Origin of the sequence: Aliidiomarina haloalkalitolerans (assembly GCF_003987315.1) — a bacterium.
Lineage (GTDB): Bacteria > Pseudomonadota > Gammaproteobacteria > Enterobacterales > Alteromonadaceae > Aliidiomarina > Aliidiomarina haloalkalitolerans.
In genome coordinates, this window is record NZ_PIPI01000004.1 from 168,336 (window position 1) to 193,832 (window position 25,497).

The following is a 25,497-nucleotide window of genomic DNA, read 5'->3' on the forward strand; positions in this document are numbered from 1 at the left end:
CATTTCTGAGAGTCGAAAGTGCGATCAATTTCCGGAGCACGACTAATGACTGGGTCCAGATTGATGTTCAACTCAGAGAGAAAAACTGCACCTTCTGAGGAACTGATTTGCAATGCAACTGCTGCATGCTTGGTTAAATGCATTATTCAAGTATACCTGCATTAACCGCGTCTTCTAGCTTATTACGCATAACAGACCAAAGCTCCTTGCTACCCTTCTCAATTCGCTGATTTACCGAAAACACTTGTTCTTTTGTTATGCCATGTGTTTTCCAGCTGTGGCCGCCGCCATGAATGTTGTGTAGTAAAGGGGTTACGCGGTCTATAGCTTTCGCGAAGCGAGCGTCAGCAGTTTCTCCGTTTTCAAATTCATACCATAGTTCCAAAAACTCCTTGCTCATTTCCCCAGGCAAGGTACTCAGAATCCGATTAATGCCCGCAGTTTCTTGGGCTTTAACATCGTGAGTCTCGCTTTTGTAAACAATGGTATCTCCAGCATCAATCTCACCAAGATCATGAATAAGTAGCATTTTAATTACGCGATTGATGTCGATTTCATCATTCGCATAATCCTTCAGCATCAGGGCTGTAAGACACACATGCCAACTGTGTTCTGCCGAATTCTCGAATCGCTCAAGACCCACTGGCTTTGTTTGTCGATGTACGTTTTTCAATTTCTCAACCTCGACAATAAAGCTGAGGATTTTTTCTATGTTGTCCACTATTTCTCCCTGATAGTTAACGCCCACTGCTGCGACTTGTTCAATGGTATAACCCTCGGCTTTGCAATATAAGTGTAAACTCTCGAAAGAGACTTCGCCGTCCAAGCGACCATAAGACGCGAGCATTCCATATCTTCAGAGTTGGATACTCACTCAGTGGCCGCTTGTTTTGATTGAGTGTAGGTATACTCTAACGAGACTACCGCGGCACATAGACCACTGAAAGCAAGAGTTGCTAGCGCACTCACCACACTCCAGAGTGAAGCCACTATCGCCAAGCCAGTATGATTAGGCTTGGTGAACGTAAGCGTCGTACCGGAGCCGAGGTCCTGTGTAATCACGCCAGATTCAAGAAACGGAGCCACAATCATTAAAGTGATCGCGATTGCAAAGAGGATGAAGCTGATAAAACCGATTAAGCGGGCTGCAATCAACAAAGGTCCAAGATTAACGGTTTTGATGCGAGAATAAGGATAGATTTTCATAAAAGTTCCTTTTTATTGTTTTAGTTATCTTTTGACGCGGGCCAATTCATTGAGCTTACATAAATGACATGGAAGTGTCGACTTTCACTGTGAGCGTTCTGGACCAAGGCCACGTTCGAGCAAGTATCGTTGAGTAATCGAGCGTCGGGCTTGATTGCCTATTGAGTTCACTGCGATTTGATTGTAAACATGACTGGCGAATGGGATGCGGACGAGTTCGACATCCGCACCAGCAATACGAGCCTCATCTGAAAAGCGGAGCACCGACCATGAGGGGACGAGACCATCGTTTTCAGGTGAAAGAATTAGAGTTGGTGGCGCCATATTAGACAAGTAGGTGTAGGAGCTGACTGCGCGGACGCGGTCGGGGAAAACATAGGGATCACCCCCAATGTACCCCGACACGAGCATTCGCGGCTCGAACCCGGAGACGGGGTAGCCATGCTCATAGATCGCCAACGGATCGACTGCGGGATACTGCACGACGACAGCAGCGGGAGTCTGCACCGGACCGCAATCAGAATCTACCAGTCCAAGTGCAGCGGCGTTGGCGAGGTTGATCGCTAGATTACCACCGGCCGAGTCTCCGAGAAGCGAGAGCCGCTCTGCGTCTCCGCCATAGTTTGCTGCGTTCGATTGGACCCAGGCCAAAGCACAGGCTACATCCTCGGGAGCTTTGTTCCAGGTCGCAGTCTCATTTGTCCACAATCGATACTCGACGCTAATAACGAGCCAGCCTTGGTCAGCAAACCATCGAAGGTCGGCGTCGGTCTCCACGAAGGAACCGGTCATGAAGCCGCCTCCGTGGATGTATAACAGCACTGGAGCGGTTCCGTTCGACGGCTCGGGCTTGTAGATCGCAGCGTAAAGTTCCTGATTGTTCACGGTCCTGTATATCACCGTCTTGTCTGGACCTGTGGCTTTCATCGACCTGAGCCATAGCCCGTATACAGGGTTGACAGATCCGCCAGCCGCAGATACCCCCAATACGATACGGACCGTGATGATTGTCGAGCCCAAGACAAGAATTAGCGTTATCAATGCCATGAATAGCGCCATTGTAAGTGCCGCGTACCACAGCCAGTCCCTCCAAATAGGGTTCTCTTGCCTTGGCTGATAGGAAGCTGTCTTCATTTAGCGATAACCTTCGAGTCTGATTGGTGCGGCGTAACGCCTGGGCTCAGGGATCGAAGTGGAGCGTCCCCTGCAGCCCATTATTAGTTGCTTTTGCTTTCAACGTGCTTTTTGAAGTTGTTTAGAATACTGAGCCAGCCTTGCCTTTGCTGCTCCGCTGAGTTTTCATCTTCAGCTTCAAAAGTTTCAACAATCTTCACGCCGTTCTCTGTTTCTATAAATTGCACCTTAATTTCTCGATCATCTCCGAGCACAAAGTGAATCAACTTATATGGGGTTATTTCCGTAAACTTCCCTTTGAAATCAAAACCTGCGGAACTATCTTTAGCTTCCATTCGGTAGTTGAAATTTCCACCCACTTCTAGGTCCAACTCTGCTCTTGGGCAACACCATTCATCAACGGCAAAATTCCAATTCGTAATATCGCCGGGTGTTACCCAGGCGTCCCAAACCGTGCTTAGAGGAGCGTTTACTTCTGTTTCGATTGAAATTTTCATATTCACTCCTAGCCGAGTTTAAAATTTGAGCTTTGATTGTAGCTTCACGAATATGTCGAATAGGACAGGTGAAATTCGACACCTTCGTGAAACAATTAGTCGGCTCGTATGGCAACTAACATTTTTTAATCGGATGCTTGCTTATTAATTACTAAACAATTTAGACCATAAACAGCCTCTAGCCAATAAGCAACTAGATACTGCGCATGCCATTTGAAAGATACGCGGCGAGTTAGACGGTGCCCGTGATTCTGTCTAGTGGACTCACTGTACCTGCACTGTATACCGCGATTGCATTCATGCTTGGTTTGGTGCGGCATCGCGCATATTATCTACTTGTCTTGCGCGATTAATGCGACTAAAGTCAAACGGTTGGATGAAAAGTAAGCGGCAGCAACGTCGCGAGTATAGAATTAAATACGCATGCACGGTTTGTATGCGTAAGAGCGCAGGGAGCATTACTCGGTTTTTTATCAAGTGTTGGAGTCAGAGGTGCTAATTGTTCGTGTTCTACACGAGGATTTGGATGCTCCTCAAAGGCTTCTGGACTAACAATGTTTGCTACTCCAGAGGCTTTTTTTAAGGTCTTTAACGATTACGTGGTTACCTAGAGGGAAATAAACATGGAACGGGTCTACACGTCTAAGATTGACACATGGTTTGCTTTGGTTTTAGTCGCCGTTGTCAGTGTATTTTTTATTGTCTTTGTTTCAGTTCTGATGTCCGGAAAAACGAGTGCAATTCTTCTTGCCATACCTGCACTCATTGTTGGTGCTGGCTTTCCGTTGTGGTTGATGAAAAGTACCAACTATACCTTAAGCGACAAAACGCTATTAGTGCGCTGTGGGCCGTTCAAATGGCGAGTGCCCATGAATGAGATCAAGACTGTCACGCCGACTTCAAATCCGTTGTCGAGTCCAGCCTTGTCGCTTGACCGACTGCAGATTAATTATGGGCGCTGGGGCTCTATTATGATTTCACCAAAGGATAAAGAGGCGTTTATCCAAGACTTGGAAAAACGTTGCGGCAAATCACTGACGATTACAGAAGAGTCGCGTTAAGCAAAATGTCACAGTTCAATGGCCAGCCTCACGATTTTCTTCCGGTTGTCTACACTAGAAGTGCACTAAATCAATCAGGAGCTTCCCATGACAACCACAAAAGAGCATGACGCACGAATGGCGAGTATGACGTTCTCCTCAGTCTATCCACATTATGTGACGAAAATCGAGCGCAAAGGGCGCACTGTGGACGAGCTGCATCAAATCATTACATGGCTGACGGGTTTCGAAGGGAAGGAATTACAGTATTACATTGAAACTCCGGTCACCTTTGAGCAATTCTTTGCACAAGCAACGCTGAATCCAAATGCCCATCTGATCACCGGTTCGATTTGTGGCTATCGGATTGAAGAAATCGAAACGCCTTTAACCAAACAAGTCAGATACTTGGACAAATTAGTTGACGAGCTCGCTAAGGGACGCAAGATGGACAAGATTTTGCGGAGTTCTTAGTTACTTAGATGCGGCTGAGATCAAAACGTCTTCTATGCAGAATGATGGAATTGCTTTACTCTGAGCGCATGACTGGGACGTAATACGTAATGAGACCTGCCACGCTAGGGCGTCAGAACTCCAACCGGAATTAGCTGTGGCTCGCCGAATGGCAGTGGCTCGCGGCTTTGTTGGCCGGCGGTTGCGTGTTCAAGCGAGTCAACGGCCTTTGGTTCAAGACTGCGAATGCTATTGGCGTAAAGGTAAGGTACCCATTGCTCTTCTTGCATTAACGGAATGACGTGACTCCAGAAAATCGGCGTAATTTCATTCATGACTGCAGACTCGGCGTTCATCAGCACGACTAAGCCGATTTCGTAGTCTGGCGAGTACGCGATTTCCGCGCGGAACCCTTGCACCCAACCACCGTGATATACCAGCTCATGATTCATGAACTCATAAACTCGCCAACCCAAACCATAATGGGCGTCATTCAAGAATGGACGCCAACTGCGACGGCGTAAGTCGCGAGTGGTGCGCACGCGCTTTTCACGGCTATTTAATATCGCAGTGGTAGGTAAAACGTCCGGTGCATAGCCCATTTGGGCAATGAGCCACTGGGCGAGGTCGGTCGCACTTGCATTGACACCTGCAGCGGCTGCGTAGCGATAATAATGCGGCCCAACTTCGCGCGTAAACCAACCATTGCGACCACGAATATGTGGAGCTGCGCGGTTGTTACTCGCTAAATACGCGTCTAAACCAAACGATGCATGCTGCATGTTTAACGGTGTGAAAAGCGTCTCTTCAACCAACTGCGTGTAGGCTTTACCGGTACGCTGCTCGACCACGTCTTCAATTAAACTAAACAAGACGTTTTGATAACCATAACAAGCGCCAGGCGTACACATTGGGTTTATGCGCTGAAAGTGAGGCAGAATTTGCTGTTTCTCAAGATTCGCTTCAATTAGGTTGTCGTAGGCATTCGGAATGACGCCGGTAGTTTGCGCAACTAAATGCTCAACCCGCAATGAAGCATTGAACTCTGGGTTTTTGAAACTCAGGTCTGGCACGTAATCTAATACCCGAGCATTAAGGTCAACCAGGCCTTGGTCTGCTAATAATGACGTGAGCGAACCGGCAAAGGTTTTTGATACCGAAGCAATGCGAAACACCGTGTTGGCGTCAATAGGTTCATTGCTGCCAGCGTTACGGACACCAAAGGGACGGACTTCGACAATCCGGTCGCGATGCACAATAGCATACACGCCACCGGGTACATCATCGGCTCGCAGGAGCTGCTCGAAGCGTTCTTGGAATTGCGGAAAAATGGCGACTTCACTGTTTTGCTTTTGCATTAAGGCGCGAATCGTTTCGTGCGGATCAGCCTTTGCCACCTGCCCAGCAGAGGCAAGTGCAGTGGCTGATGCGAAGCTAAACGCCGCAGCAAAGCAGAATAATTTTCGAAGCATGTTAGTCGTCATATCTCTTGGAAATAGCCCAATACGTTTATGGTCGTAATGAATTGTTTCGCAGTATAGTTGAAAGGCAGCACCGTTGTCGCTGCCTTTACGTGACTTATCAAGTCTATTTCTCTGCAAGCACGCGGTCAATAAGCTTAATAAAGCTCAATGAGGTTTCAGCCGTGATGCGGAAAAACTCTGGGTCAGCGCGGTCTGAAGTGTCACGCGGTGTGTGATAATCCGGATGGTCGGCCACCCCAAAATAAATAAATGGGATTCCAACTTCATGGAAAGCACCATGGTCAGAGCTTAGCGTCCAGTCGTCGGTACGACCTGCGCGCCACCATGGGCGGTCATGCGCCATGACAATACGGGCACCGCTTTCGCGTTGAACGCTGCGAACTAAGCCGACTAACCATGGGTTATGATAGGTCCCCACCGCAAATAATAGGCCGTCAGTGTCGCGGCTTAGCATGTCCATGTTAACGTTAAAAGCGATGTCAGCTGGGTTTAAATGGCCGGTGCGGAACAGTGCACGCGCACCCAACAAACCATGTTCTTCACTGTCCACTGCAGCAAATAAAAGCGTGTGAGTTGGTTGATTTTCAGTGAAGTAACGTGCGATTTCTAGCAAAGCAGACGTACCGGAAGCATTGTCATCGGAGCCATAAAAAATTCGGTCGCCACGTACACCAAGATGATCGTAATGGGCGGTAATGACGATTTTTGGAAGTTCTGGTTTGCTGCCTACTATGGTACCAAGCACGTTCGCTGCGTCTTCGACACCAGGGTGTTCAAATGCATGCAAGTAGCCGTCGCTGCCTGCGGGGGCAAGGCCAAGCTCACTGAATCGGTCGACAATAAACTGTCGCGCAGCAAGGCCGCCTTCTGTTCCCGGGAAGCGCCCGGCGCGGTCTTCATGAGCGAGCCAATGTAAGTCGTCCATCATGCGCTCTAAACTTAAGCGCTCGGGGGTAACAGCTGCGCCTTGCGCAGGCGTAATCGCAGCAATGCGAGCCGCTTCGCGTTCAGTTGCGACGTGCAAATAAATGGGTTTGCCCGGCCACCATACAAGTAGCACAAGCAGAGCAATCAGGCCAAGCGGCCAGAAACGTTTTAATTGGTTTTTGCTGAAACGACCCATAAATGCTCCGTATGAATTAGTTTTATATTATGATGGCGATGGGTTTGCCGTTAGGCGCACAGCATTCTAGCGGACTTCTGCAAGCGCTGTCGAGCAGATGGCGGCAAACGGCTGTTGCATACGACAGCTGCAACGTTTGTGCTTTTCGCTTACTATAGAGCATCCATCTATAGCGCATTCATAAAAACTTAGCGCCATTCTTGCGGTTCACTTTTTCGAAATAAACATCAGGTAGTTATGACAGACCAAAGAAAATCCCTACAGACAGCCGAACAAGAGCCAAGCATGTTGGTCAACATGGTCTTTAATATTGTCTTGCCGGTTTTAATTCTCATGCAGTTGAGCAGCCCGGAGCGTTTGGGTGCGACTCAAGCGCTGATATTGGCGCTCGCGTTTCCGTTAAGTTTTGGTAGTTGGGAGCTTTGGCGCCGCCGCAAAGTCAATGGCTTCTCTGTTTTGGGCTTAATTAGTGTGCTTCTGACCGGCGGTATCGGGTTACTTGAACTCGACCCGAAGTACATCGCTATTAAAGAAGCAGCGGTGCCTGGCGTGATTGGGATTGCGGTGTGGGGAAGCCGGTATACACGGTTTCCCATCGTCGAAAAAATGTTGTTGAACCGCAAAATGGTCGATGTCGACAAGTTGAATGCGGCGTTACAAGCTCGCGGTAACCGCGCTGCATTTCAGCGCGTGATTAACAATGCCGGTAATGGCGTTGCTGCTGCGTTTTTCTTGTCGGCGACCCTCAACTATGTGCTGGCGCGCATGATCGTCGTGAGCCCTGCGGGGAGCGAAGCGTTTAATCACGAAATTGGTCGCATGACGGCACTGAGCTTTCCGGTGATTGTGTTGCCGACAATGCTGGTGCTGTTTGGTGCGATTTTCTATTTATTCGCTAGAATTAACAAACTCGCAGGCGAGTCTGTGGAAGCATTTTTAATCGAACAAAAGAAATAAGGAGATTGTGCTCGCGTGGTCACCGTTGATAGTAATGAAGCGTTTAGTTTACGGATTGTCCGCGACTTAGGTGATTATCCTGAGCATGAACTTGATCTCTGTTTATTTGTACCGGGTGAATTGAGCCTCACCCCTGAACTTATTTCTGAGCGAGCGTTTTACCACCAAGCATTTCATGTCAATCGGACTTACCATAGCCAAGTGCAATTAGAGCCGTTGGTGCGCAGTCGTTTAGTGCAGCGGATTGCCAAGCAGCAAGATCGTCCTAGTTCAGAATATCGCTTAAGCTTGAGCTTATATGCGTTTCAGTACGCGACGGCCATGGAGCAAGAAGTCGGCCGTATTTTGCGTGACCGACCCGAAAATATGCGTGAGGCGTTGGCGGAGCTGCTCGATTTAAGTGCGACGATTATTCGTCGTTTGCGTCGTGGGGCACCGAAAGATGACGCGATGCGCCGCTACTACACCAATATTGATAATTATTTGTCATGGTTTTCTGAGCAGCAATTCCTCCGTTTAGCGGCAGAACTTGAGTTTGCTGCTGACGAGCAAGACATTCGTGAAGTCCTATTGCGCGTGGCGCGGCGCGAAGCGAAATATCGCATTGAAAACGAATATAACTCGGAACGAGTCAGCACCGACAGTACGCGCATGTCGAATAAGATGCGTTTGTTGCGACGCTTAATTGAATTTCCGGTGACCCTGCGTCGCATGGGGCAAGAACTCGGCAACGTCGAGGAACGATTTGTTAAAGCTGGTGTTGCAGCTGTGGTGATGACGGCTGTGTCTTATGCGGTGCTGCGTGCCCGCGACACGCTTGGAGATATTACGGCAGTGTTTATTGCAGCGGTTGCCTTGCTGTATGCGGTACGTGAAGTGTTCAAAGACGACATTCGTCAGAAACTATGGCTCTGGTTGCGTAAAGGCCGTCCTAAGTGGCGTCATCAGTACATCGACCCGAATAACGAAGCAACGGTTGGTAAGTCGCTGGAATGGGTAGATTACAAGCATTTTGCCGATCTTCCTGAAGCCATTCAAAAGGCTCGCAAAGCGAATACGCCGCAGCGTGGTGAAACAATTTTACATTATCGAAGTTGGTCGAAAATGCTGACCTCGCGGTTTTTAAGTGGTTATGCCACCACCCGTGAAACAATTATTTTGGACTTAGAAGTGCTATCACCGCTCCTCGAGCAAAGTACTTATCCTATCTATCGCCAAGAGGGCAATGAAGTCATTAAAGATCTGGTTGAGAAGCGCTCGGTGCTGAACCTAGTGATTCGTGAACGTTGGAGTGATCGCGAGGACATACAGCGCTATAAAGTGGTCCTTAATCGAAATGGTATTGTTGAAACTGAGGCGGTTGATTAGTGGCTGAACTCGAGCGGAACGCGCGCAAGCGTGAGATTTTTGGCTGGGCAATGTATGACATTGCTAATCAGGCCTATACCACCATTGTTATTTCCTTTGTGTACTCGGCGTTTTTCGTCGCCTACATCGTGCCTGCTGATAGTGTTTGGCGCGACGCTTACTGGTCGATCGCTATTATTGGTTCTACCCTGTTGGCCATGGTGTTGTCACCGATCGTGGGGTTCTGGATAGACCAAGGTGTTTCCAAAAAACGCTTGTTGGCGTGGAGCACGATTATTTGTGCCAGTTTCACTTGTACTCTGTATTGGGTTGGCCCCGGCGATATTTGGTGGGGGATTGCAATCATTCTAATTACTAATACGGCTTGGATGCTCGGCGAAGCCATTATGTCGGCATTTTTACCGCAACTGGCGACCCGAAAGAATATGGGTTTGGTATCCGGCTTAGGTTGGGGGCTTGGCTACATCGGTGGCTTTGTTAGTATGGTCATGGTTAGTTTAATGATTATTCGTGCCGATCCGGTCACTGACACGGGTAATTACATTGCTCAACATCAGTGGGCGATGATCGCCATCTCGATTTATTTTGTCATTGTTGCAATTCCGACGTTTGTACTTGTACGTGAGCGTTCACCAACAGTGCAGGCATTAGCCGTTAAGCAAACCGGAACTTGGCGGGAGTGGTTACGCTCCCTAAATATGTTCGAACAACAGCGGCTACAACCCTTGTTGTTTAAGTTCTTCTGGGCGTTTTTGTTTTACATGGCAGGCGTGCAGGTCGTGGTTAAGTTCATCGGGATTTATAGCACCGGTGAGCTTGGTCTCTCGCAACAGGATTTAGTCGCAGTGTTTTTAGCGACGCAATTTAGTGCGTTGTTTGGTGCGATTGCGTTTGGCGTGGTGGAACGCTTTATTGGCGCCCGCAAAGTGCTGTTTACCGTCATTGCCCTGTGGATTGTCGCCATTACCGGCATGTATGCCATTCATGATGTTGCCGCTTACGGTAATTGGTCAGTGCGCGATGTGTTCTTGATTATTGCGTTATTGGCGGGTACCGGTATTGGTTCCATTCAAGCGTCTTCACGTTCGTTAGTGGCTTTGCTTGCGGGCGAAGGGCGCGACGGCAGTGCCTTCGGTTTGTGGGGCATGTTTAATCGCTTAGCGATGCTGTTAGCCGCCACGTTCGGTATTGTCGCAGACCTGTTTTCGCGTCAGAACGCCTTATTGCTCGTGATTAGCTTCTTTGTCATTGGGGCGTTACTGTTGGTCCGTGTGCATGGTTTGTCACAGGCCAGTCGAGCGCCGCGTTCGGGTCCTACCACCGCAGATAGAATTGGGAAAAACTAGCATTTGCAGGTGCTTCTTTGCTACTTTCTTGAAAGTCTAATAAAAAGAGCAGGAGCACCAACATGCTGGGCAACCTTGGGTTATTGGCAGGATTAGTTTTACTGATCGTGCTCGCCTTACGTGGCGTTAACATACTACTTGCAGTCCTTTTTTCTATTTTAGTCATTGGTTTGACCAATGGCATGGCCTTACAAGAGGTCTTTCTCCAACACTTCCCATTTGGCGCGTCCGGGGCCTTTAGCTTCGCGGGCAACTTCTTACTGCTTTTTCTATGCGGTGCATTGTTTGGCCGCATTATGGCTGCTAGCCATGCGGCACAGGGTGTCGCAATGGCGATTACCCGTTGGCTCGGCGCACCGCGCGCATTGCTGATTGCAATGCTTGTGTGTGCGTTACTCACGTACGGCGGTGTTGTGGTGTTTGTGGTGATTTTCACGATGTATCCAATTGGCGTCACGTTAATGAAAGAGGCCAATATTCCGCGCCGTCTCTACGCTGCAGCAATAGCCCTCGGAGCCGGCACCTTTACCATGACGGCATTGCCAGGCACGCCGTCTATTCATAACGTTATTGCCGCGAACTCGCTCGGCACCGACTTGTTTGCAGGTGGATGGTATGGGGTTCTTGCCGGTGTACTGATGGCTGTGCTGGGGATGTGGTACCTCGAGAAACAATGGCGCAGTGCCGTGGCGCAAGGTGAAGGCTATCAAGCGACACCGAAAGATGAGCAAATGGCAGCGCTGGCGCCGCAAGGTGACGCACAGTTACCGGGGCTACTGCGTTCAATTACGCCGGTGCTGGTGGTGTTATTTCTGATTGTATTGCCGCGCGTGCTCATGCTCGCTGGTGTCAGTGCCGACTGGATTAGCTTTGGCTTAACGCAACCGATTCTGTGGGCCAGTTTAGCGCTATTAAGTGGTTCAGCGGTCTGTTATGTGTTGTTCCCGCCCGTGCGTCCGAACTTTATTCGCACAGCTGGACAGGGCGCCGACGACGCCTTGTTGCCCTTAATTAATACAGCAGCGGTGATTGGTTTCGGGGGAGTGGTGATTCAAACCCCTGGCTTCCATGCGTTTGCGGCATGGTTGCTCGGTTTAAACTTACCCGATTTATTGTCAGTGTTTATTTCAGCTAATTTAATTTCGGGTATCACGGCTTCGGCATCGGGCGGCTTGCAGATCTTCATGTCGAGCCTAGCGCCAGCCTATTTGGAAAGCGGTGTGTCACCTGAGCTGTTACACCGGGTGGCGAACTTAGCGGCCGGTGGTCTCGACTCGTTGCCGCACTCCGGCGCGGTGATCGCGCTCTTTACCTTAATGGGCTTAACGCATAAAGAAGCCTATCGCGACATATTTGTGGTGACTGTCCTGGTGCCAATGTTAGCGGCGTTGTTTGTTGTCGGGCTAGCGATGTTATTGCACTAGCGCAGCGGTTAGGTTCACTTTCGTGTTCGATTAAACCGCAAGAATAGCCAGTACGTCGCATTTGATGCGAGCTTAATCGCTAACCCATGGACATCGTGGTTAAAGCTCGTTACAAACGACAAAGCAAAATAACAGAGGAAGATTCATGTTTACCTTAAAGAAGATCATCCCAGCGCTTGGCTTAGCTGCGTCACTGATTGTGGCTGGCGGCGCCGTAGCATCAGAGAAATGGTCCGTGAGCGAGCCTCAGGGCGAATTTAAAACCGTGCAAATCCAAGCCACTGAAGGAACTTGGATGAGCGTGAACGTGAGCCCGGACGGTCAGTACATTATTTTTGACATGCTCGGTGACATCTATCGGATGCCAGCTAGTGGTGGCGACGCTGAGTTGTTGCGTGGTGGCATTGCGTGGCATATGCAGCCGACCTACAGCCCAGACGGTCAGTTCATTGCTTATACCTCGGACGAAGGTGGCGGTGATAATATTTGGGTGATGAGAGCGGACGGCAGCGAAGCGTGGCAAGTCACCAATGAAAACTTCCGTTTGTTGAATAGCCCAGCCTGGAGCCCAGACGGTGAGTTTTTAGTGGCGCGGAAACATTTTACTGCGCGTCGCTCGCTTGGTGCCGGTGAGATTTGGATGTATCACAAGTCAGGCGGCCAAGGCGTGATGTTAACCGCACGGCCAAACGACCAGAAAGACCTCGGCGAACCAGCATTTTCGCCAGACGGCAAGTACGTCTATTACTCTCAGGATGATACTCCAGGGCAAACGTTCCACTACAATAAAGACTCGATTAGCGGTATTTACTCAATTAAACGCTATGAGTTAGCAACCGGTGAAATTGAAACGATTATTTCTGGTGCCGGTGGTGCAATTCGCCCAACACCGTCACCCGATGGCAAATACTTAGCCTTTGTTAGCCGTGACGACTTCCAAAGCAAGCTGTATGTTTATGATCTTGAAACTGGTGAACGCCGTGAAGTGTACGGTAACTTAAGCCGTGACATGCAGGAAACTTGGGCAATTCATGGTGTTTATCCGCACATGAATTGGACTGACGACTCTAGCAGCATTGTGTTCTATGCCGACGGTGGTGTGCGCAAGCTGAACGTGAATTCTGGCCAAGTGGCTGATATTCCGTTCTCGGTTGAAACCGAAAAACAAGTACAAACCGCGGTGCGCTTCCGTCAGCACATCGAAGCTGATGAATTTGACGTGCGTATGTTGCGTCACACAGCCATTGCACCAGATGCTAGCCGCGCCATTTACGAAGCCTTAGGCTACTTGTATGTGCGTGACTTGCAAAATAACCGTACCCAACGACTAACTAATCAGAGCGACCGTTTTGAGCAGTTCCCAGCGTTCTCGCGAGACGGTCGTTACTTGGTTTACACCACGTGGCACGACCAAGAGCAAGGGCAAGTTGTCCTGCGTGACCTGCGTAACAACCGTGAGCGTGTGTTACCGACTGGGCCAGGCAAGTTTGTTGAGCCTGTATTTGCGCCAGACGGGCAGTCGATTGTGTATCGGAAAGTCAGTGGTGGTTATCTCACCGATCCGAAACACGGTTTAGGATCAGGTTTGTATCATTTAGCGCTCGATGGTGAAGAGCCACGCCGCTTCTCACGCGCTGGCTCTAGTCCACAATTCGGCGCGAGCAATGACCGTGTGTATGTGAACGGTTTCGGTGCCGGTGGTCCTGAGTTGCGTAGTATCGATATTGCGACGGGCGAGAGCCGGACACTTTACACCTCTGGCCATGCGACCGAATACAAAGTGTCACCAGACGGAAAATATTTAGCCTTTGCTGAGCGTTTTCGGGTGTATGTGACGCCGTTTGTTGAGCGTGGTCAGCCGATTGCGATTGGTCCGAACGACCGTCAGTTCCCGGTACAGCAGATCTCCAAACGTGCCGGCGATAATATTAACTGGACCGCAGACAGCAGCAGTTTGTATTGGACCCTTGGCCCAGAACTTTATACCGCTAACTTAAACGGTATGTTCTCGATTCAAGGTAACGAAGACAAACAGCTCGTTGCCGACGGTATGAATATTGGTTTTACCCAAGCGGTTTACGCACCTGAGCAAACCATTGCATTTGTGGGTGCGAAAGTCGTGACCATGAATGGTGATGAAGTGTTTGAAAACGGTGCGGTGGTGGTCACTGGGAATAAAATCACAGCCGTGGGGCCACAGAATAGCGTGCAAATTCCACGTGGTGCGCAGGTTATTGATGTCACCGGCAAAACGATTATTCCTGGTTTAATCGACACCCACGCCCATGGTGCGCAAGGTGAGAACCAAATTATCCCGCAACAAAACTGGATGCTATATGCCGGTTTAACGTTCGGTGTCACGACCATTCATGACCCATCGAACAACACTGCGCAGATTTTCGCTGCCAGTGAGAAACAAAAAGCGGGTGTGATTGTTGGTCCACGCATTTTCTCAACCGGTACTATTTTGTATGGTGCGAATAGCCCAGGTGCCACAGCGCATGTTGACAGTCTCGACGACGCACTGTTCCATTTGGAGCGGATGAAAAAAGTTGGTGCATTCTCAGTGAAGAGTTATAACCAACCACGTCGCGACCAGCGTCAGCAGATCATTCAAGCCGCTCGTGAGCTAGAAATGATGGTGATGCCAGAGGGTGGTTCGTTGCATCAGCACAACCTCAGCATGATAGCTGATGGCCACACAGTGATTGAACACGCGATTCCACTTGAAGTAATGCATGAAGACGTCCTGCAGTTCTGGCAGCAAACAGAAACCGGTTATACGCCGACGTTAGGTGTCGCATACGGCGGTATTTGGGGTGAGAACTACTGGTATGCGCATACGGACGTTTGGAATCACCCACGCTTAAGCCAGTATGTACCTGAGCGGGTGTTGCGCCCACGTTCAATGCGCCGGGAAATCGCACCATCACATCACTACAACCACATTAATGTGGCGGCGGGTGCAAAACAGCTGCAAGACCGCGGCGTGTTGGTTACCGCAGGTGCCCATGGTCAGCGTGAAGGTTTAGCGCAGCATTGGGAAATCTGGATGATGGAGCAAGGCGGCATGACTGCTCATCAAGCGCTGCGCACAGCAACTTACGATGCTGCCAAAGCACTGGGTATGGAGCATGCAATTGGCTCGATTCAAACCGGCAAGTTGGCTGATTTAGCTATTATTGACGGTGATGTTTTGGCCGATTTACGCCGTAGCGATCGCGTCGTGTATACGATGGTGAATGGTCGTTTGTTCGACGCTGAAACGATGAATGAACTGGGTGCAAAACCACGTGAGCGTCGTCGTTTCTACTTTGAGCAGTAAATAAATTGTAAAGATATTAGGGGTTTACCCTAAGTTTAAAAGCCTCGGACTGGTTCCGAGGCTTTTTTGTAGCATAACAAACGCTATGGTAATTCGTCGTGTTTTTTCGTCGTTTTATCTTGCCCACTGCCTCTCGGTGAGGGAAGCCCCTCATGACAAAATATCGATATTTATTAACAATTTCATAACAAAACGATCTATTTAGCGTGCGTTTACTTTTATTGTGGACTCTCTAACTTAACTCATGGTTTGTTCTTAATTTGCTGACACCTTATTACCTACCAGTAATTTACTGAGAACCAGTAATCTACTGAAAGTAATGCGGTATTTCTTCGTTTAAGAGCGAACCTGATAAAAACACGAATAACAACACAAGTTCACTAACAAGAAGAAAATTCATGAAAAATTCAAATCGTAAAGTTATACCTTTCACAGCAATTGCTGTACTAACTGCATCGGCACTTGCCGTTCCGCTCGCAACGACCTTTGCTGCTGATGATGCACAGAATACATCCAGCGAAGCGACTTCGCCGGTTCTCATTCAAACAGAACAAGCACGTCCAGCGCCAAGAGGCGCACAACGCTCGCAGCCGACCTTGCCATTGCAAGCGCAAGGTCGTCCCGCGGCCGATGGCCTAGTCACCGGTTTTATCGTGGCATTCAGCCCAGAGCGAGACCCTGAAGTAGAAGCGAAAGTTCGTGGTAACCCAAGTGAGCGTGGCGCTTTGATGCAGCAACGTGCTGCACAGCTCTCTGCTCGGGCCGGAAAATCAATGCGTTTTCAACGAGCAATGGGTTTAAACCATCACTATGTTTTTGCGTTAGAGGAGCGTTTGACTCCGGCTGAAGTTAAAGCCGTGCAAGCAGAATTGATGCAGGTTGAGGGCGTCGTCGCAGTTGAAGAGAACCGCTTGCATACTTTCCAATCGACACCCAATGATCCAAGCTATGTGAACCAATGGCATTACCGTGAAGCGGTTGGTGGCATTAACGTTGAAGCTGCCTGGAGCCAAGGTATCACCGGTCAAGGTACGGTGGTTGCGGTACTCGATACCGGCTATCGACCGCATATTGATTTAAATGCGAATATTCTTCCCGGTTACGACATGGTCACCGATGTCTTCATGGCCAATGACGGTAACGGACGCGATAGCGACGCACGAGATCCGGGTGACTGGGTGAGTGCAGGCGCTTGTGGTTTTAACAATCCAGCACAAAACTCCAGTTGGCATGGTACCCATGTTGCGGGCACTGTTGCGGCGGTGACCAATAATAATCGTGGTGTCGCCGGCGTTGCTTATGGAGCGAAAGTAGTGCCAGTGCGAGTGCTTGGGCGTTGCGGCGGTACGACTGCAGACATCGCTGATGGTATTTTGTGGGCAGCAGGTTTGTCGGTGCCAGGTGTGCCGAGCAATGCGAATCCAGCGGACGTGATTAACTTGAGTCTCGGTGGCGGTGGCAGCTGCCAGTCAGTCACGCAAAGTGCAATTAACAGTGCGCGTAATGCTGGCTCGGTGATTGTCGTTGCAGCGGGTAACAGCAACGCGAATGCCGGAAGTTTCACGCCAGCAAGTTGTAACAACGTGGTGACCGTTGCTGCGACAAATCGTGACGGTGGCCGTGCCTACTATTCAAACTTCGGCGCCGTGGTTGACCTAGCTGCACCCGGTGGTGCGCAAAGCTTTGCCAATGATCCGGAAGGTGTATTGTCGACTTTCAATAGTGGCACAACGACGCCAGCGAGTGATAACTATCGCTATAGCCAAGGCACGTCGATGGCAGCGCCACATGTTGCTGGTATTGCAGCCTTAATTCGCCAGGCTAACCCTTCGTCAACACCGGCTCAGGTTGAGCAAATCCTGCGTGACACGGCACGTAGCTTCCCGGCGTCGTGTAGCGGTTGCGGAGTTGGTATTGTTGATGCTGGCGCAGCAGTTTCACTTGCCTTAGGCGGCAGTGGCGGTGGTCAAAGTGGTGGCGGCGCGGTAGACAACCTGTCAGCTGCTACCGACCAATGGAATCGTTTTACCATGCAAGTTCCAGCGGGCATGACCACTCTTGAAGTGCGTATTTCTGGTGGTACTGGCGATGCGGACTTATATGTTCGGTTCGGTGCACAACCACAGTTGAATAACTGGGATTGTCGACCGTATCAATGGGGTAACAACGAAGTGTGTACCATTACCAATCCTGCTGCAGGTACTTGGTACTTTGGTGTGCATGCGTATGAAGCATACTCTGGTGTACGTTTAGAAGCGACTTACTCAAACTAAGGTCTGAGTGCTTTTTACTTCATGGGCCGGAATTCCGGCCCATTTTTTCTGGTCTTGCTATTCGGCGGCAATTTCAGCAATCAGTTGCCGGAACCATTTGTGCCCTTCATCGTGCTGCAATAGCGGGCTCCAAATCATTTGTAAATCGATAGGCGGAATCTCGAAAGGCGGTTTCCGCAAGACCATGTCGAGGTGGTTTTCATACAGCTTGGCTGCCCGTGTTGGCAAGGTTGCAATTAAACCTTCTAGGGTTAAATGCATCGCCACATGGTAATTCCGAGTAAACACGCGAATTCGCCGCTGCTTACCAATCTTCGCTAAGGCTTCGTCAACCCAGCCGAGTTTTTGCACTGCGTCAGGTGTCATACCAATGCCAACCCCAAAACCAGTTTTACTCACCCAACAATGTTGTGCTTGGAGGTAGTTTTTTAAATTGTAATCGTCGAGGATAGGGTGGTCTTTGTGAATTAGGCAGGTGAAATCATCTTGCCAGAGCATTTTTTGATGAAATGACTGCGGTAAATCATCGAAGCGGTTAATGGCAATGTCCACTTTACCGTTTTCGACGTCATGAAAGCTGACGTCGCTTGGCGTCATCAAATCAATCGTCACGCTTGGCGCTTGTTCGCGCAGTGCTTTCAACAGCGGCGACATAAGCGTTGAAGCCGCATAGTCGGAAATCATGATGCGAAACACACGATCACTGGTTTCGGCGGTAAACGTGCGCGTTGGTTGAATGACTTCTTCAACCGCATAAAGAATTTTTTGTACTTTCGGTTGCATGGCTAGGGCACGCTCGGTGGCGACCATGCCTTCGCTGGTACGGACTAAAATCGGATCGTTAAGAATTGTTCGCAATCGTTTCAAGCCATTACTCATGGCCGGTTGTGTAATATTCAGCTGTTCTGCGGCGCGGGTGACGTTTTGTTCACGCAGTAATGCATCTAAATAAACAAGCAGGTTTAAATCTAGATTGCGAAAGTGGTTCATAAATGAATTGCTCATTCGTTTGTATATAAATAGGATGAATGGAATTATAAAGCACAACCATAGAACTGCAATCAACATCAGGAAATGAGGGAAAAAGGATGGCCGAATGTCGCCGTATTGCGCGCATTATTTTGCATGGCTTTCATCGTCATTATCAGCGTTTCAGTGCGATTACTGCCGAAGCAAAATTGCATTTTGCCAAGCGCGAATGGCACGCCATGCAGCGCGCGGCTAGAGAGCGGATTTCATTTTATGATGAGCGTGTGAAGGAAACGATTGCACTCCTGCGCAAGGATGGTGTTGACGACGAGCCAAACGAAACATTGTGGCAAGACGTTCGCAGCTTTTATGAGGAATTGTTGCAATTCCACCCGCAAGCAGAGCTCGCCGAAACTTTCTTTAACTCGGTGTTTTGTAAGCTTTTCCACCGTCGCTACTTTCACAATCAGTTCATCTTTGTGGAATCAACTTTAGCTCGGCGCATTCCACTCCCCGTTGAAAGTGAATACCGTTCATATTTCCCAGTTGCAGAAGGCGTGCAGGAAACTCTGCGACGGATGATCAGTGAGTTCGATTTCCATGCACCGTTTGCTGATCTCGAAAGCAGCGTGGCGCAACTAATGCGGGCCTTTCAACGCCAAGCGAAAGTGCGAGCACTGGCTGCACATCAGCTCCGTGTCGATATTCTAGAGAATCCGTTTTACCGCAATAAAGCCGCCTACGTGGTTGGGCGAATTGTTACCGAAGAGCAAAGTTACCCGTTTATTGTGCCAGTGCTCGTGAACAGTGACGGCGAGCTCTATGTGGATGCCTTGATTACCGACGTTAATCAAATGACGATTATTTTTAGTTTTTCACGTGCGTATTTTATGGTGGAATGTCGTGCGCCAAGTGCGCTCGTACGCTTTTTGAAAAGCATTATGCCGCGCAAAACCTTGGCGGAACTCTATTCTTCGATTGGTTTACATAAACAAGGCAAAACCGAATTCTACCGCGAGTTATTGCATCATTTTGCCCACTCTGACGAGCAGCTGGTGGCCGCGCCGGGTATTCGTGGCTTGGTCATGATGGTATTTACGCTGCCGTCGTTCCCCTATGTATTTAAGGTGATTCGTGATGAGTTTGGTGAGAGCAAACCATTTGGTCGCGATACCGTTCTGTCACGCTATCAGTTGGTTAAGCGCCATGATCGGGTAGGGCGAATGGCCGACACCATTGAATACTCGAATGTTGCACTGCCGATCAATCGTATTTCCGACGATTTGCTCGCTGAGCTTAAACGCTCGGTGGCTGGTTCACTTGAGTTTGAAGGTGACTTATTAATTATCCGTCATTTATACATTGAGAAGCGGATGATCCCGCTCAACATGTATTTAGAATACGCCAGCATCGAGGAAACCGAAGCGATTGTGGCTGATTACGGTAAAGCGATTAAAGAAATGATTGCGGCAAATATCTTCCCCGGCGATATGCTATTGAAGAACTTCGGTGTCACGCGGACTCGGCGGGTCGTCTTCTATGACTATGATGAAGTACAGTATTTGCATGAAATGAATTTCCGTTCGTTGCCGAAAGCGACCAATTATCATGACAGTCTCATGGACGGTAACTCGGTGTCGGTAGCGCCAAATGACGTTTTTCCTGAACAACTGCCGACTTATGTGTTCCCACAAAAACGGCTGCGCGACTTGTTTATGAGTCTGCATCCCGAGCTTGCCGACCCTGAGTTCTGGCGAACTCAGCAAGCGCGCGTAGCTTCTGGAGTTTTGCCGGATATTTTTCCATACCCGCAAGACATTCGTTTTTTGCATGTAAAATATGACGAAAAAAGCCCGCTGCCAGACTAAACCAGCAGCGAGCAAATGAGGAAGCAAATGACTTCGCTATCGAGGCGCCAAGGCTAGGCGGCAGGCGACTTGTTAAACTGTTCTTCTTCCGTTGAACCGCGCAACGCCGTTACCGATGACTGTCCACCTTGAATGACATTGGTGACATCGTCAAAGTAACCGGTTCCCACTTCTTGCTGGTGGGCAACGAAGGTATAACCACGGTCAGCAGCAGTGAACTCTTCTTCCTGCAATTTGACATAGGCTGACATGTCATTGCGCGCATAGTCATAGGCGAGGTTGAACATGTGGTACCACATGTTATGCACACCGGCTAAGGTGATGAACTGGAACTTGTAACCCATTGCCGCGAGCTCACGCTGGAACTTGGCGATTGTGGCGTCGTCGAGATTGCGCTTCCAGTTGAATGACGGCGAGCAATTGTAGGCAAGTAATTTACCTGGGTATTTGGCATGAATGGCTTCTGCAAACTTACGTGCTTCTTCAAGGTCAGGTTTAGCAGTTTCACACCAAACTAAATCCGCATATGGCGCATAGGCAAGACCGCGCGAAATCGCCTGATCAATCCCCGCATGCACCTTATAAAAACCTTCTGCAGTGCGTTCTCCGGTTAAGAATGGTGCATCGTTCGGGTCAACATCGTTGGTTAGCAAGTCAGCTGCGTTGGCGTCAGTCCGAGCAACAATTAACGTGTCGGTGCCGGCAACGTCGGCGGCAAGGCGTGCTGCAATTAACTTCTGCACCGCTTCTTGGGTTGGCACAAGAACTTTACCGCCCATGTGACCACATTTTTTCACCGAGGCGAGCTGATCTTCAAAGTGCACGCCAGCCGCACCGGCTTTGATCATGCCTAACATCAGTTCATAGGCATTCAAAACACCACCAAAACCAGCTTCAGCATCAGCGACGATAGGGGCGAAGTAGTCGATGTAACCTTCGTCATCTGGACCAATGCCTTTCGACCATTGAATTTGGTCAGCGCGAGCAAACGAGTTGTTAATCCGCTCAATGACTTTTGGTACTGAGTCAACCGGATAAAGCGACTGGTCAGGGTACATGCTAGCAGCAGAGTTATTGTCCGCAGCAACTTGCCAGCCAGACAGGTAAATGGCTTGCAAACCGGCTTTAACTTGTTGCACGGCTTGGCCACCGGTTAATGCACCGAGCGCATTGACATAGTTTTTGCCGAACTTCTCTTGTGCAGCGCCATTCACTAAGCGCCAGAGCTTTTCAGCACCTTTTTCTGCATGCGTGTAGGTTACTTGACGTGAGCCGCGCAGGCGGACTACGTCTTCGGCACTATAGGTGCGCTCGATGCCTTCCCAGCGCGGGCTGTTAGCCCATTTGTCTTGCAGTTCTTGTACAGCTTTTTGAAAATGAGTTGGAGCAGTCATGATTTGATTCCTTGTGGTGTTAGCGATTTTATGAATTAGAGATAGTCATATCCCGGCAGCGTCAGGAACTCAGTGAGTTGGTCTGCCGTGGCTATTTCTTCAAGCAGCGTTTGCGCGGTTTCAAAGCGTTCGTTGAGCCAACGCTGGTTACCAACCTCGGCTTTTACAATCTGTGCTTCTTCGGTCAGCATGCTGCGAAACAGCTCTTTCGAAATCACACGGCCGTCGCTCAAGGTCTTGCCGTGTTGAATCCATTGCCAAATCGAGGTGCGGCTAATTTCTGCAGTGGCGGCGTCTTCCATCAAACCGTAAATTGGCACACAGCCTTTCCCAGAAAGCCAAGCAGCAATGTATTGCAATGCCACGCGAATATTCGTGCGCATTCCGGCTTCAGTGCGTTCACCGGCACTCGGCTCGAGTAAATCTGCCGCAGTGATCTCGGCATCGGTGTCGCGGGTTACGTGAAGTTGATTGGGATAATCACCAATGTGTTTGGCAATGACTTCACGAACGGTTGGGGCAAGACCAGGGTGGGCTATCCAAGTGCCGTCATGACCATTACTAAATTCGAGTTCTTTGTCGGCACGAACCTTGGTGAGAATCTGTTCGTTTTCGTCTGGGTTCTTGCTGGGAATAAAGGCTGCCATACCGCCCATGGCAAGGGCACCGCGCTGGTGACAGGTTTTGATTAATAACCGTGAGTAGGCGCTCAAGAACGGTTGGTTCATGGTCACCACTTGACGGTCTGGCAAGACTCGGTCGGCATGAGCGCGCAGAGTTTTGATATAGCTGAAGATGTAATCCCAACGGCCGCAGTTGAGGCCGACAATATGATGTCGCAGGCTGTGCAGAATCTCGTGCATTTGAAACACTGCTGGTAAAGTTTCAATCAGAACGGTGCAGCGAATAGTGCCGCGAGCTTGTTGCGTGGCATCCTCGAGTTCAGAGAAAATATCCTGCCACCATTGAGCTTCACTGTGGTGTTGCAGTTTCGGGACATAGAAGTAGACGCCACTGCCATTGGCAATGCGAGTTTGATAGTTGTGCAAGTAATACAAGACTGCATCAACGAGGCCGCCAGGTACCGGCTTACCGTCGACAAGCAGGTGCTTTTCAGGTAGGTGCAAACCACGTACTCGCGCAATTAAGAGTGCTGGGTTGGATTTCAGCTGATAGTGTTTGCCATTCGCAGGGTCGGTGTATTCAATGGTGCCTACGTTGGCGTCACGCAGGTTAATTTGCCCCTGCATTAGACCGTCCCAAGTCGGTGACTGGGCGTCTTCGAAATCCGCCATGAACACGTCAACATCCGCATTGAGCGCATTGATGATCATTTTCCGGTCGACTGGACCTGTGATTTCCAGATGACGTTTCTGTAAGTCCGTTGGAATTGCTGCCACTTTCCAGTTACTTGCCCTTACTTCAGCCGTCGCAGGGTCAAAGTCAGGTAACTGACCACTATCGTATTGCGTTTGAGCGTGCTCACGAGCTTGGAGTAGTTGCTCCAGACGTGGGCGGTACTGTCTCGTGAGTTGCACCAAAAGCGTTTTCGCTTGGTCAGTAAAAAGCTCAGAGAACTCTGGACTTAGGGTTTTGGTAAACTGTAAATCGTGGGCTGTGCTGCTCATAGTATGACCTGAGTTGTTAGGTGTTTGTTAAATCTGAACTCAGTATGTGCCCACTACAACCATTCATCCAATTTATGAATTTGATTGCAGTCATTCACGAGACTTATAAATATAGAGCATAAGCATGGTGAATTATTGTCTGTTTTATCGGCGAATTATGGGCAAAAAAAAAGCCCCAAGTGTTGACACACTTAGGGCTTAAGCGTTTGCTTTGGGTGGTTTAGACGTGACCAAACACTTCGAACGATGCGCTATTTAGCCACAAGTGCACCAGAATACTGGCGACATAACCAAGGAAAATCACCGGCGCCCACTTCAGATGAGACATGAAGGTATAGTAACCGCGAGCTTGCCCCATTAAAGCGACCCCAGCAGCTGAACCAACTGACAGTAAACTACCACCCGTGCCAGCGGTTAAGGTGATCAGGAGCCAATGGCCATGGGACATTTCTGGTTGCATGGTCAACACCGCAAACATCACCGGAATGTTATCGATCACCGCAGAAGCCATACCGAGCACAATGTTGGCATAGGTTGGGTTCCATTGGTTAAAGAGGAAATCAGACATGAGTGCCAAATAGCCAAGGAAACCAAGGCCACCGACGCACATAACGACACCATAGAAGAACAGGAGAGTGTCCCACTCGGCGCGGGCAACTCGGCTGAAAACATCGAATGGCACCACACTACCGAGGCGTTTCAGACGTTCTTGATCGCCAGCCCGCTCGGCCATCGCTCGTTTGCGTGCCAGCGAGCCGGGTAAGGTCATCCGTAAGAAATAACCAAAGAACTGCAAGTAACCGAGGCCCATCATCATGCCCAAGACAGGAGGCAAGTGGAGTAGGGTGTGGCAAGCGACTGCGGTCGCAATAGTCAGCAAAAACAACGTCATAATACGGAACGCACCGCGCTTGAGTTCGACGTCTTCGTTCTGTGCGCTTGGCTTCCGGTTTTCGATAAAGAAGCTCATGATAATTGTCGGCACGAGGAAGTTGACAGCCGACGGAACGAGCAATACCAAGAACTCTTGCGCTGAAACCATACCAGCCTGCCAGACCATCAGCGTGGTGATATCACCGAATGGGCTAAAAGCGCCCCCCGCGTTGGCGGCAACGACAATGTTGACACAGCAAATGGCAATAAAGCGTTTGTCACCTTCCGCCACTTTCATGACCACGGCGCACATCAGTAATGCGGTGGTTAAGTTGTCGGCGATAGGGGAAATTAAGAAGGAGAGAACCCCGGTAATCCAGAATAGGCTGCGATAGCTAAACCCTTTGCGGATCATCCAAGCGCGCAGTGCATCAAACAAACGACGCTCTTCAAGTGCGTTGATATAGGTCATGGCCACTAACAAGAAGAGCATAAGCTCGGCAAATTCGAGCAGGGTATGCCTAAATGCCGTTTCGGCAGCGTCTTGCATGCCTTGCTGGGTATATACAGCGCCAATAAGTATCCAGATAATACCGGCGGCAACGAGCACCGGTTTCGACTTGCGCATGTGGAGCTTTTCTTCGCCCATGACCAACATGTAGGCGACGATGAAAATTCCGAGTGCAATGTAGCCGATACCTGAACGAGTGAGATCTATTTCTGGCGCAGCAGCGAGCGCCATCGGGCTAAACAAGAGTCCGATAGTGAGGGTAAGCAATCCTATTGCGAGTTTCATTTGTTTTAACCTAGCGTGTTCCAGTGCGGAGCAATCGCACTGGCGGTGCGAACAGAAGAGGCCTGCCTTCTCGGCATAGGTAGGGGCCGAAAGGCGGCGCAAGATTACCACAAATAAAAAATAATGCGAGTACTTACTTTGAGAAATTACCGGTGATTTAGGGGTATATTCGACTAAGGTCTAGAAACCAATTTTCGGACATAAAAAAACCCGTTCGCACTGAACGGGTTTTTTTAATAATGGTGCCCAGAGGCGGAATCGAACCACCGACACGGGGATTTTCAATCCCCTGCTCTACCGACTGAGCTATCTGGGCAAATACGGTTAACGCACTTGCGT

The 25,497-nt window shown here is 49.5% G+C and carries 19 protein-coding genes and 1 tRNA gene; 9 read left to right on the top strand and 11 right to left on the bottom strand.

The features are described from left to right. Positions 1 to 142: 142 nt before the first annotated feature. The 4 genes from CWE06_RS07580 to CWE06_RS07595 all read right to left on the bottom strand — a co-directional run bounded on the left by CWE06_RS07580 (position 143) and on the right by CWE06_RS07595 (position 2,837). Entirely contained in the window at positions 143 to 847 is a 705-nt protein-coding gene (locus CWE06_RS07580) for an HD domain-containing protein (RefSeq protein WP_241972513.1), read from the bottom strand. Between the two features lie 23 nt (positions 848 to 870). After that, complete coding sequence (locus tag CWE06_RS07585; RefSeq protein ID WP_126792763.1) at positions 871 to 1,206, bottom strand: hypothetical protein; 336 nt, start codon at positions 1,204 to 1,206, stop codon at positions 871 to 873. A gap of 84 nt (positions 1,207 to 1,290) precedes the next feature. Then, the gene (locus CWE06_RS07590; protein WP_126792765.1) at positions 1,291 to 2,340 is read right to left on the bottom strand and encodes an alpha/beta hydrolase; all 1,050 of its coding nucleotides are present in this window, start codon (positions 2,338 to 2,340) and stop codon (positions 1,291 to 1,293) included. An 83-nt stretch (positions 2,341 to 2,423) separates the two neighbouring features. Continuing rightward, complete coding sequence (locus CWE06_RS07595; protein WP_126792767.1) at positions 2,424 to 2,837, bottom strand: SRPBCC family protein; 414 nt, start codon at positions 2,835 to 2,837, stop codon at positions 2,424 to 2,426. A gap of 623 nt (positions 2,838 to 3,460) precedes the next feature. Here CWE06_RS07595 and CWE06_RS07600 point away from each other — a divergent pair. Beyond that, positions 3,461 to 3,898, top strand: coding sequence for a PH domain-containing protein (locus CWE06_RS07600; protein ID WP_126792769.1), 438 nt, complete (start codon positions 3,461 to 3,463; stop codon positions 3,896 to 3,898). Between the two features lie 87 nt (positions 3,899 to 3,985). Further along, the gene (locus CWE06_RS07605) at positions 3,986 to 4,351 is read left to right on the top strand and encodes a DUF2200 domain-containing protein (RefSeq protein ID WP_126792771.1); all 366 of its coding nucleotides are present in this window, start codon (positions 3,986 to 3,988) and stop codon (positions 4,349 to 4,351) included. A gap of 104 nt (positions 4,352 to 4,455) precedes the next feature. On the opposite strand, the gene CWE06_RS07610 is transcribed toward CWE06_RS07605, so the two are convergent. Then, positions 4,456 to 5,802, bottom strand: a complete 1,347-nt coding sequence (locus tag CWE06_RS07610; protein WP_241972514.1) for a serine hydrolase domain-containing protein — start codon at positions 5,800 to 5,802, stop codon at positions 4,456 to 4,458. A gap of 115 nt (positions 5,803 to 5,917) precedes the next feature. Further along, complete coding sequence (locus CWE06_RS07615; RefSeq protein WP_126792773.1) at positions 5,918 to 6,937, bottom strand: M28 family peptidase; 1,020 nt, start codon at positions 6,935 to 6,937, stop codon at positions 5,918 to 5,920. A gap of 237 nt (positions 6,938 to 7,174) precedes the next feature. Between CWE06_RS07615 and CWE06_RS07620 the strand changes: the two genes are divergently transcribed. The 6 genes from CWE06_RS07620 to CWE06_RS07645 all read left to right on the top strand — a co-directional run bounded on the left by CWE06_RS07620 (position 7,175) and on the right by CWE06_RS07645 (position 17,630). Continuing rightward, on the top strand, positions 7,175 to 7,894 hold the full coding sequence (locus tag CWE06_RS07620) for a VC0807 family protein (RefSeq protein WP_126792775.1): 720 nt from the start codon (positions 7,175 to 7,177) through the stop codon (positions 7,892 to 7,894). A 15-nt stretch (positions 7,895 to 7,909) separates the two neighbouring features. Continuing rightward, on the top strand, positions 7,910 to 9,262 hold the full coding sequence (locus CWE06_RS07625; protein WP_126792777.1) for a hypothetical protein: 1,353 nt from the start codon (positions 7,910 to 7,912) through the stop codon (positions 9,260 to 9,262). Continuing rightward, the gene (locus CWE06_RS07630; protein ID WP_126792779.1) at positions 9,262 to 10,608 is read left to right on the top strand and encodes an MFS transporter; all 1,347 of its coding nucleotides are present in this window, start codon (positions 9,262 to 9,264) and stop codon (positions 10,606 to 10,608) included. Before CWE06_RS07625 ends, CWE06_RS07630 begins: the two co-directional genes overlap by 1 nt. Positions 10,609 to 10,670: 62 nt before the next feature. Then, positions 10,671 to 12,032, top strand: a complete 1,362-nt coding sequence (locus CWE06_RS07635; protein WP_126792781.1) for a GntP family permease — start codon at positions 10,671 to 10,673, stop codon at positions 12,030 to 12,032. Positions 12,033 to 12,177: 145 nt separating this feature from the next. Then, the gene (locus tag CWE06_RS07640) at positions 12,178 to 15,357 is read left to right on the top strand and encodes an amidohydrolase family protein (protein WP_126792783.1); all 3,180 of its coding nucleotides are present in this window, start codon (positions 12,178 to 12,180) and stop codon (positions 15,355 to 15,357) included. Between the two features lie 398 nt (positions 15,358 to 15,755). Next, entirely contained in the window at positions 15,756 to 17,630 is a 1,875-nt protein-coding gene (locus CWE06_RS07645; RefSeq protein ID WP_126792785.1) for a S8 family serine peptidase, read from the top strand. A gap of 57 nt (positions 17,631 to 17,687) precedes the next feature. On the opposite strand, the gene CWE06_RS07650 is transcribed toward CWE06_RS07645, so the two are convergent. Further along, on the bottom strand, positions 17,688 to 18,620 hold the full coding sequence (locus CWE06_RS07650; protein ID WP_126792787.1) for a LysR family transcriptional regulator: 933 nt from the start codon (positions 18,618 to 18,620) through the stop codon (positions 17,688 to 17,690). Positions 18,621 to 18,718: 98 nt separating this feature from the next. Between CWE06_RS07650 and aceK the strand changes: the two genes are divergently transcribed. Continuing rightward, positions 18,719 to 20,467 (top strand): bifunctional isocitrate dehydrogenase kinase/phosphatase, encoded by a 1,749-nt coding sequence (aceK, locus tag CWE06_RS07655; RefSeq protein ID WP_126792789.1) that lies wholly within the window; start codon positions 18,719 to 18,721, stop codon positions 20,465 to 20,467. Positions 20,468 to 20,520: 53 nt separating this feature from the next. Here aceK and aceA read toward each other — a convergent pair whose 3' ends face one another. The 4 genes from aceA to CWE06_RS07675 all read right to left on the bottom strand — a co-directional run bounded on the left by aceA (position 20,521) and on the right by CWE06_RS07675 (position 25,474). Further along, positions 20,521 to 21,861: an isocitrate lyase gene (aceA, locus tag CWE06_RS07660; RefSeq protein ID WP_126792791.1), complete on the bottom strand. Its 1,341-nt coding sequence runs from the start codon at positions 21,859 to 21,861 to the stop codon at positions 20,521 to 20,523. A gap of 35 nt (positions 21,862 to 21,896) precedes the next feature. Then, positions 21,897 to 23,489, bottom strand: coding sequence for a malate synthase A (gene aceB / locus CWE06_RS07665; protein WP_126792793.1), 1,593 nt, complete (start codon positions 23,487 to 23,489; stop codon positions 21,897 to 21,899). Positions 23,490 to 23,709: 220 nt separating this feature from the next. Next, positions 23,710 to 25,158, bottom strand: coding sequence for a sodium:proton antiporter NhaD (gene nhaD / locus CWE06_RS07670; protein ID WP_126792795.1), 1,449 nt, complete (start codon positions 25,156 to 25,158; stop codon positions 23,710 to 23,712). Between the two features lie 240 nt (positions 25,159 to 25,398). Continuing rightward, a tRNA-Phe gene (locus CWE06_RS07675) sits at positions 25,399 to 25,474 on the bottom strand. Positions 25,475 to 25,497: the final 23 nt, after the last annotated feature.

Excerpts from the sequence above, each read along its gene's own strand:
- CWE06_RS07635 (WP_126792781.1), top strand. The coding sequence starts at position 10,671 with ATGCTGGGCAACCTTGGGTTATTGGCAGGATTAGTTTTACTGATCGTG.
- aceB (WP_126792793.1), bottom strand. The coding sequence starts at position 23,489 with ATGAGCAGCACAGCCCACGATTTACAGTTTACCAAAACCCTAAGTCCA.
- CWE06_RS07585 (WP_126792763.1), bottom strand. The coding sequence starts at position 1,206 with ATGAAAATCTATCCTTATTCTCGCATCAAAACCGTTAATCTTGGACCT.
- CWE06_RS07590 (WP_126792765.1), bottom strand. The coding sequence starts at position 2,340 with ATGAAGACAGCTTCCTATCAGCCAAGGCAAGAGAACCCTATTTGGAGG.
- CWE06_RS07615 (WP_126792773.1), bottom strand. The coding sequence starts at position 6,937 with ATGGGTCGTTTCAGCAAAAACCAATTAAAACGTTTCTGGCCGCTTGGC.
- CWE06_RS07605 (WP_126792771.1), top strand. The coding sequence starts at position 3,986 with ATGACAACCACAAAAGAGCATGACGCACGAATGGCGAGTATGACGTTC.
- CWE06_RS07640 (WP_126792783.1), top strand. The coding sequence starts at position 12,178 with ATGTTTACCTTAAAGAAGATCATCCCAGCGCTTGGCTTAGCTGCGTCA.
- CWE06_RS07610 (WP_241972514.1), bottom strand. The coding sequence starts at position 5,802 with ATGCTTCGAAAATTATTCTGCTTTGCTGCGGCGTTTAGCTTCGCATCA.
- CWE06_RS07650 (WP_126792787.1), bottom strand. The coding sequence starts at position 18,620 with ATGAACCACTTTCGCAATCTAGATTTAAACCTGCTTGTTTATTTAGAT.
- CWE06_RS07600 (WP_126792769.1), top strand. The coding sequence starts at position 3,461 with ATGGAACGGGTCTACACGTCTAAGATTGACACATGGTTTGCTTTGGTT.
- CWE06_RS07580 (WP_241972513.1), bottom strand. The coding sequence starts at position 847 with ATGCTCGCGTCTTATGGTCGCTTGGACGGCGAAGTCTCTTTCGAGAGT.
- CWE06_RS07645 (WP_126792785.1), top strand. The coding sequence starts at position 15,756 with ATGAAAAATTCAAATCGTAAAGTTATACCTTTCACAGCAATTGCTGTA.
- nhaD (WP_126792795.1), bottom strand. The coding sequence starts at position 25,158 with ATGAAACTCGCAATAGGATTGCTTACCCTCACTATCGGACTCTTGTTT.
- CWE06_RS07620 (WP_126792775.1), top strand. The coding sequence starts at position 7,175 with ATGACAGACCAAAGAAAATCCCTACAGACAGCCGAACAAGAGCCAAGC.
- aceA (WP_126792791.1), bottom strand. The coding sequence starts at position 21,861 with ATGACTGCTCCAACTCATTTTCAAAAAGCTGTACAAGAACTGCAAGAC.
- aceK (WP_126792789.1), top strand. The coding sequence starts at position 18,719 with ATGGCCGAATGTCGCCGTATTGCGCGCATTATTTTGCATGGCTTTCAT.
- CWE06_RS07595 (WP_126792767.1), bottom strand. The coding sequence starts at position 2,837 with ATGAAAATTTCAATCGAAACAGAAGTAAACGCTCCTCTAAGCACGGTT.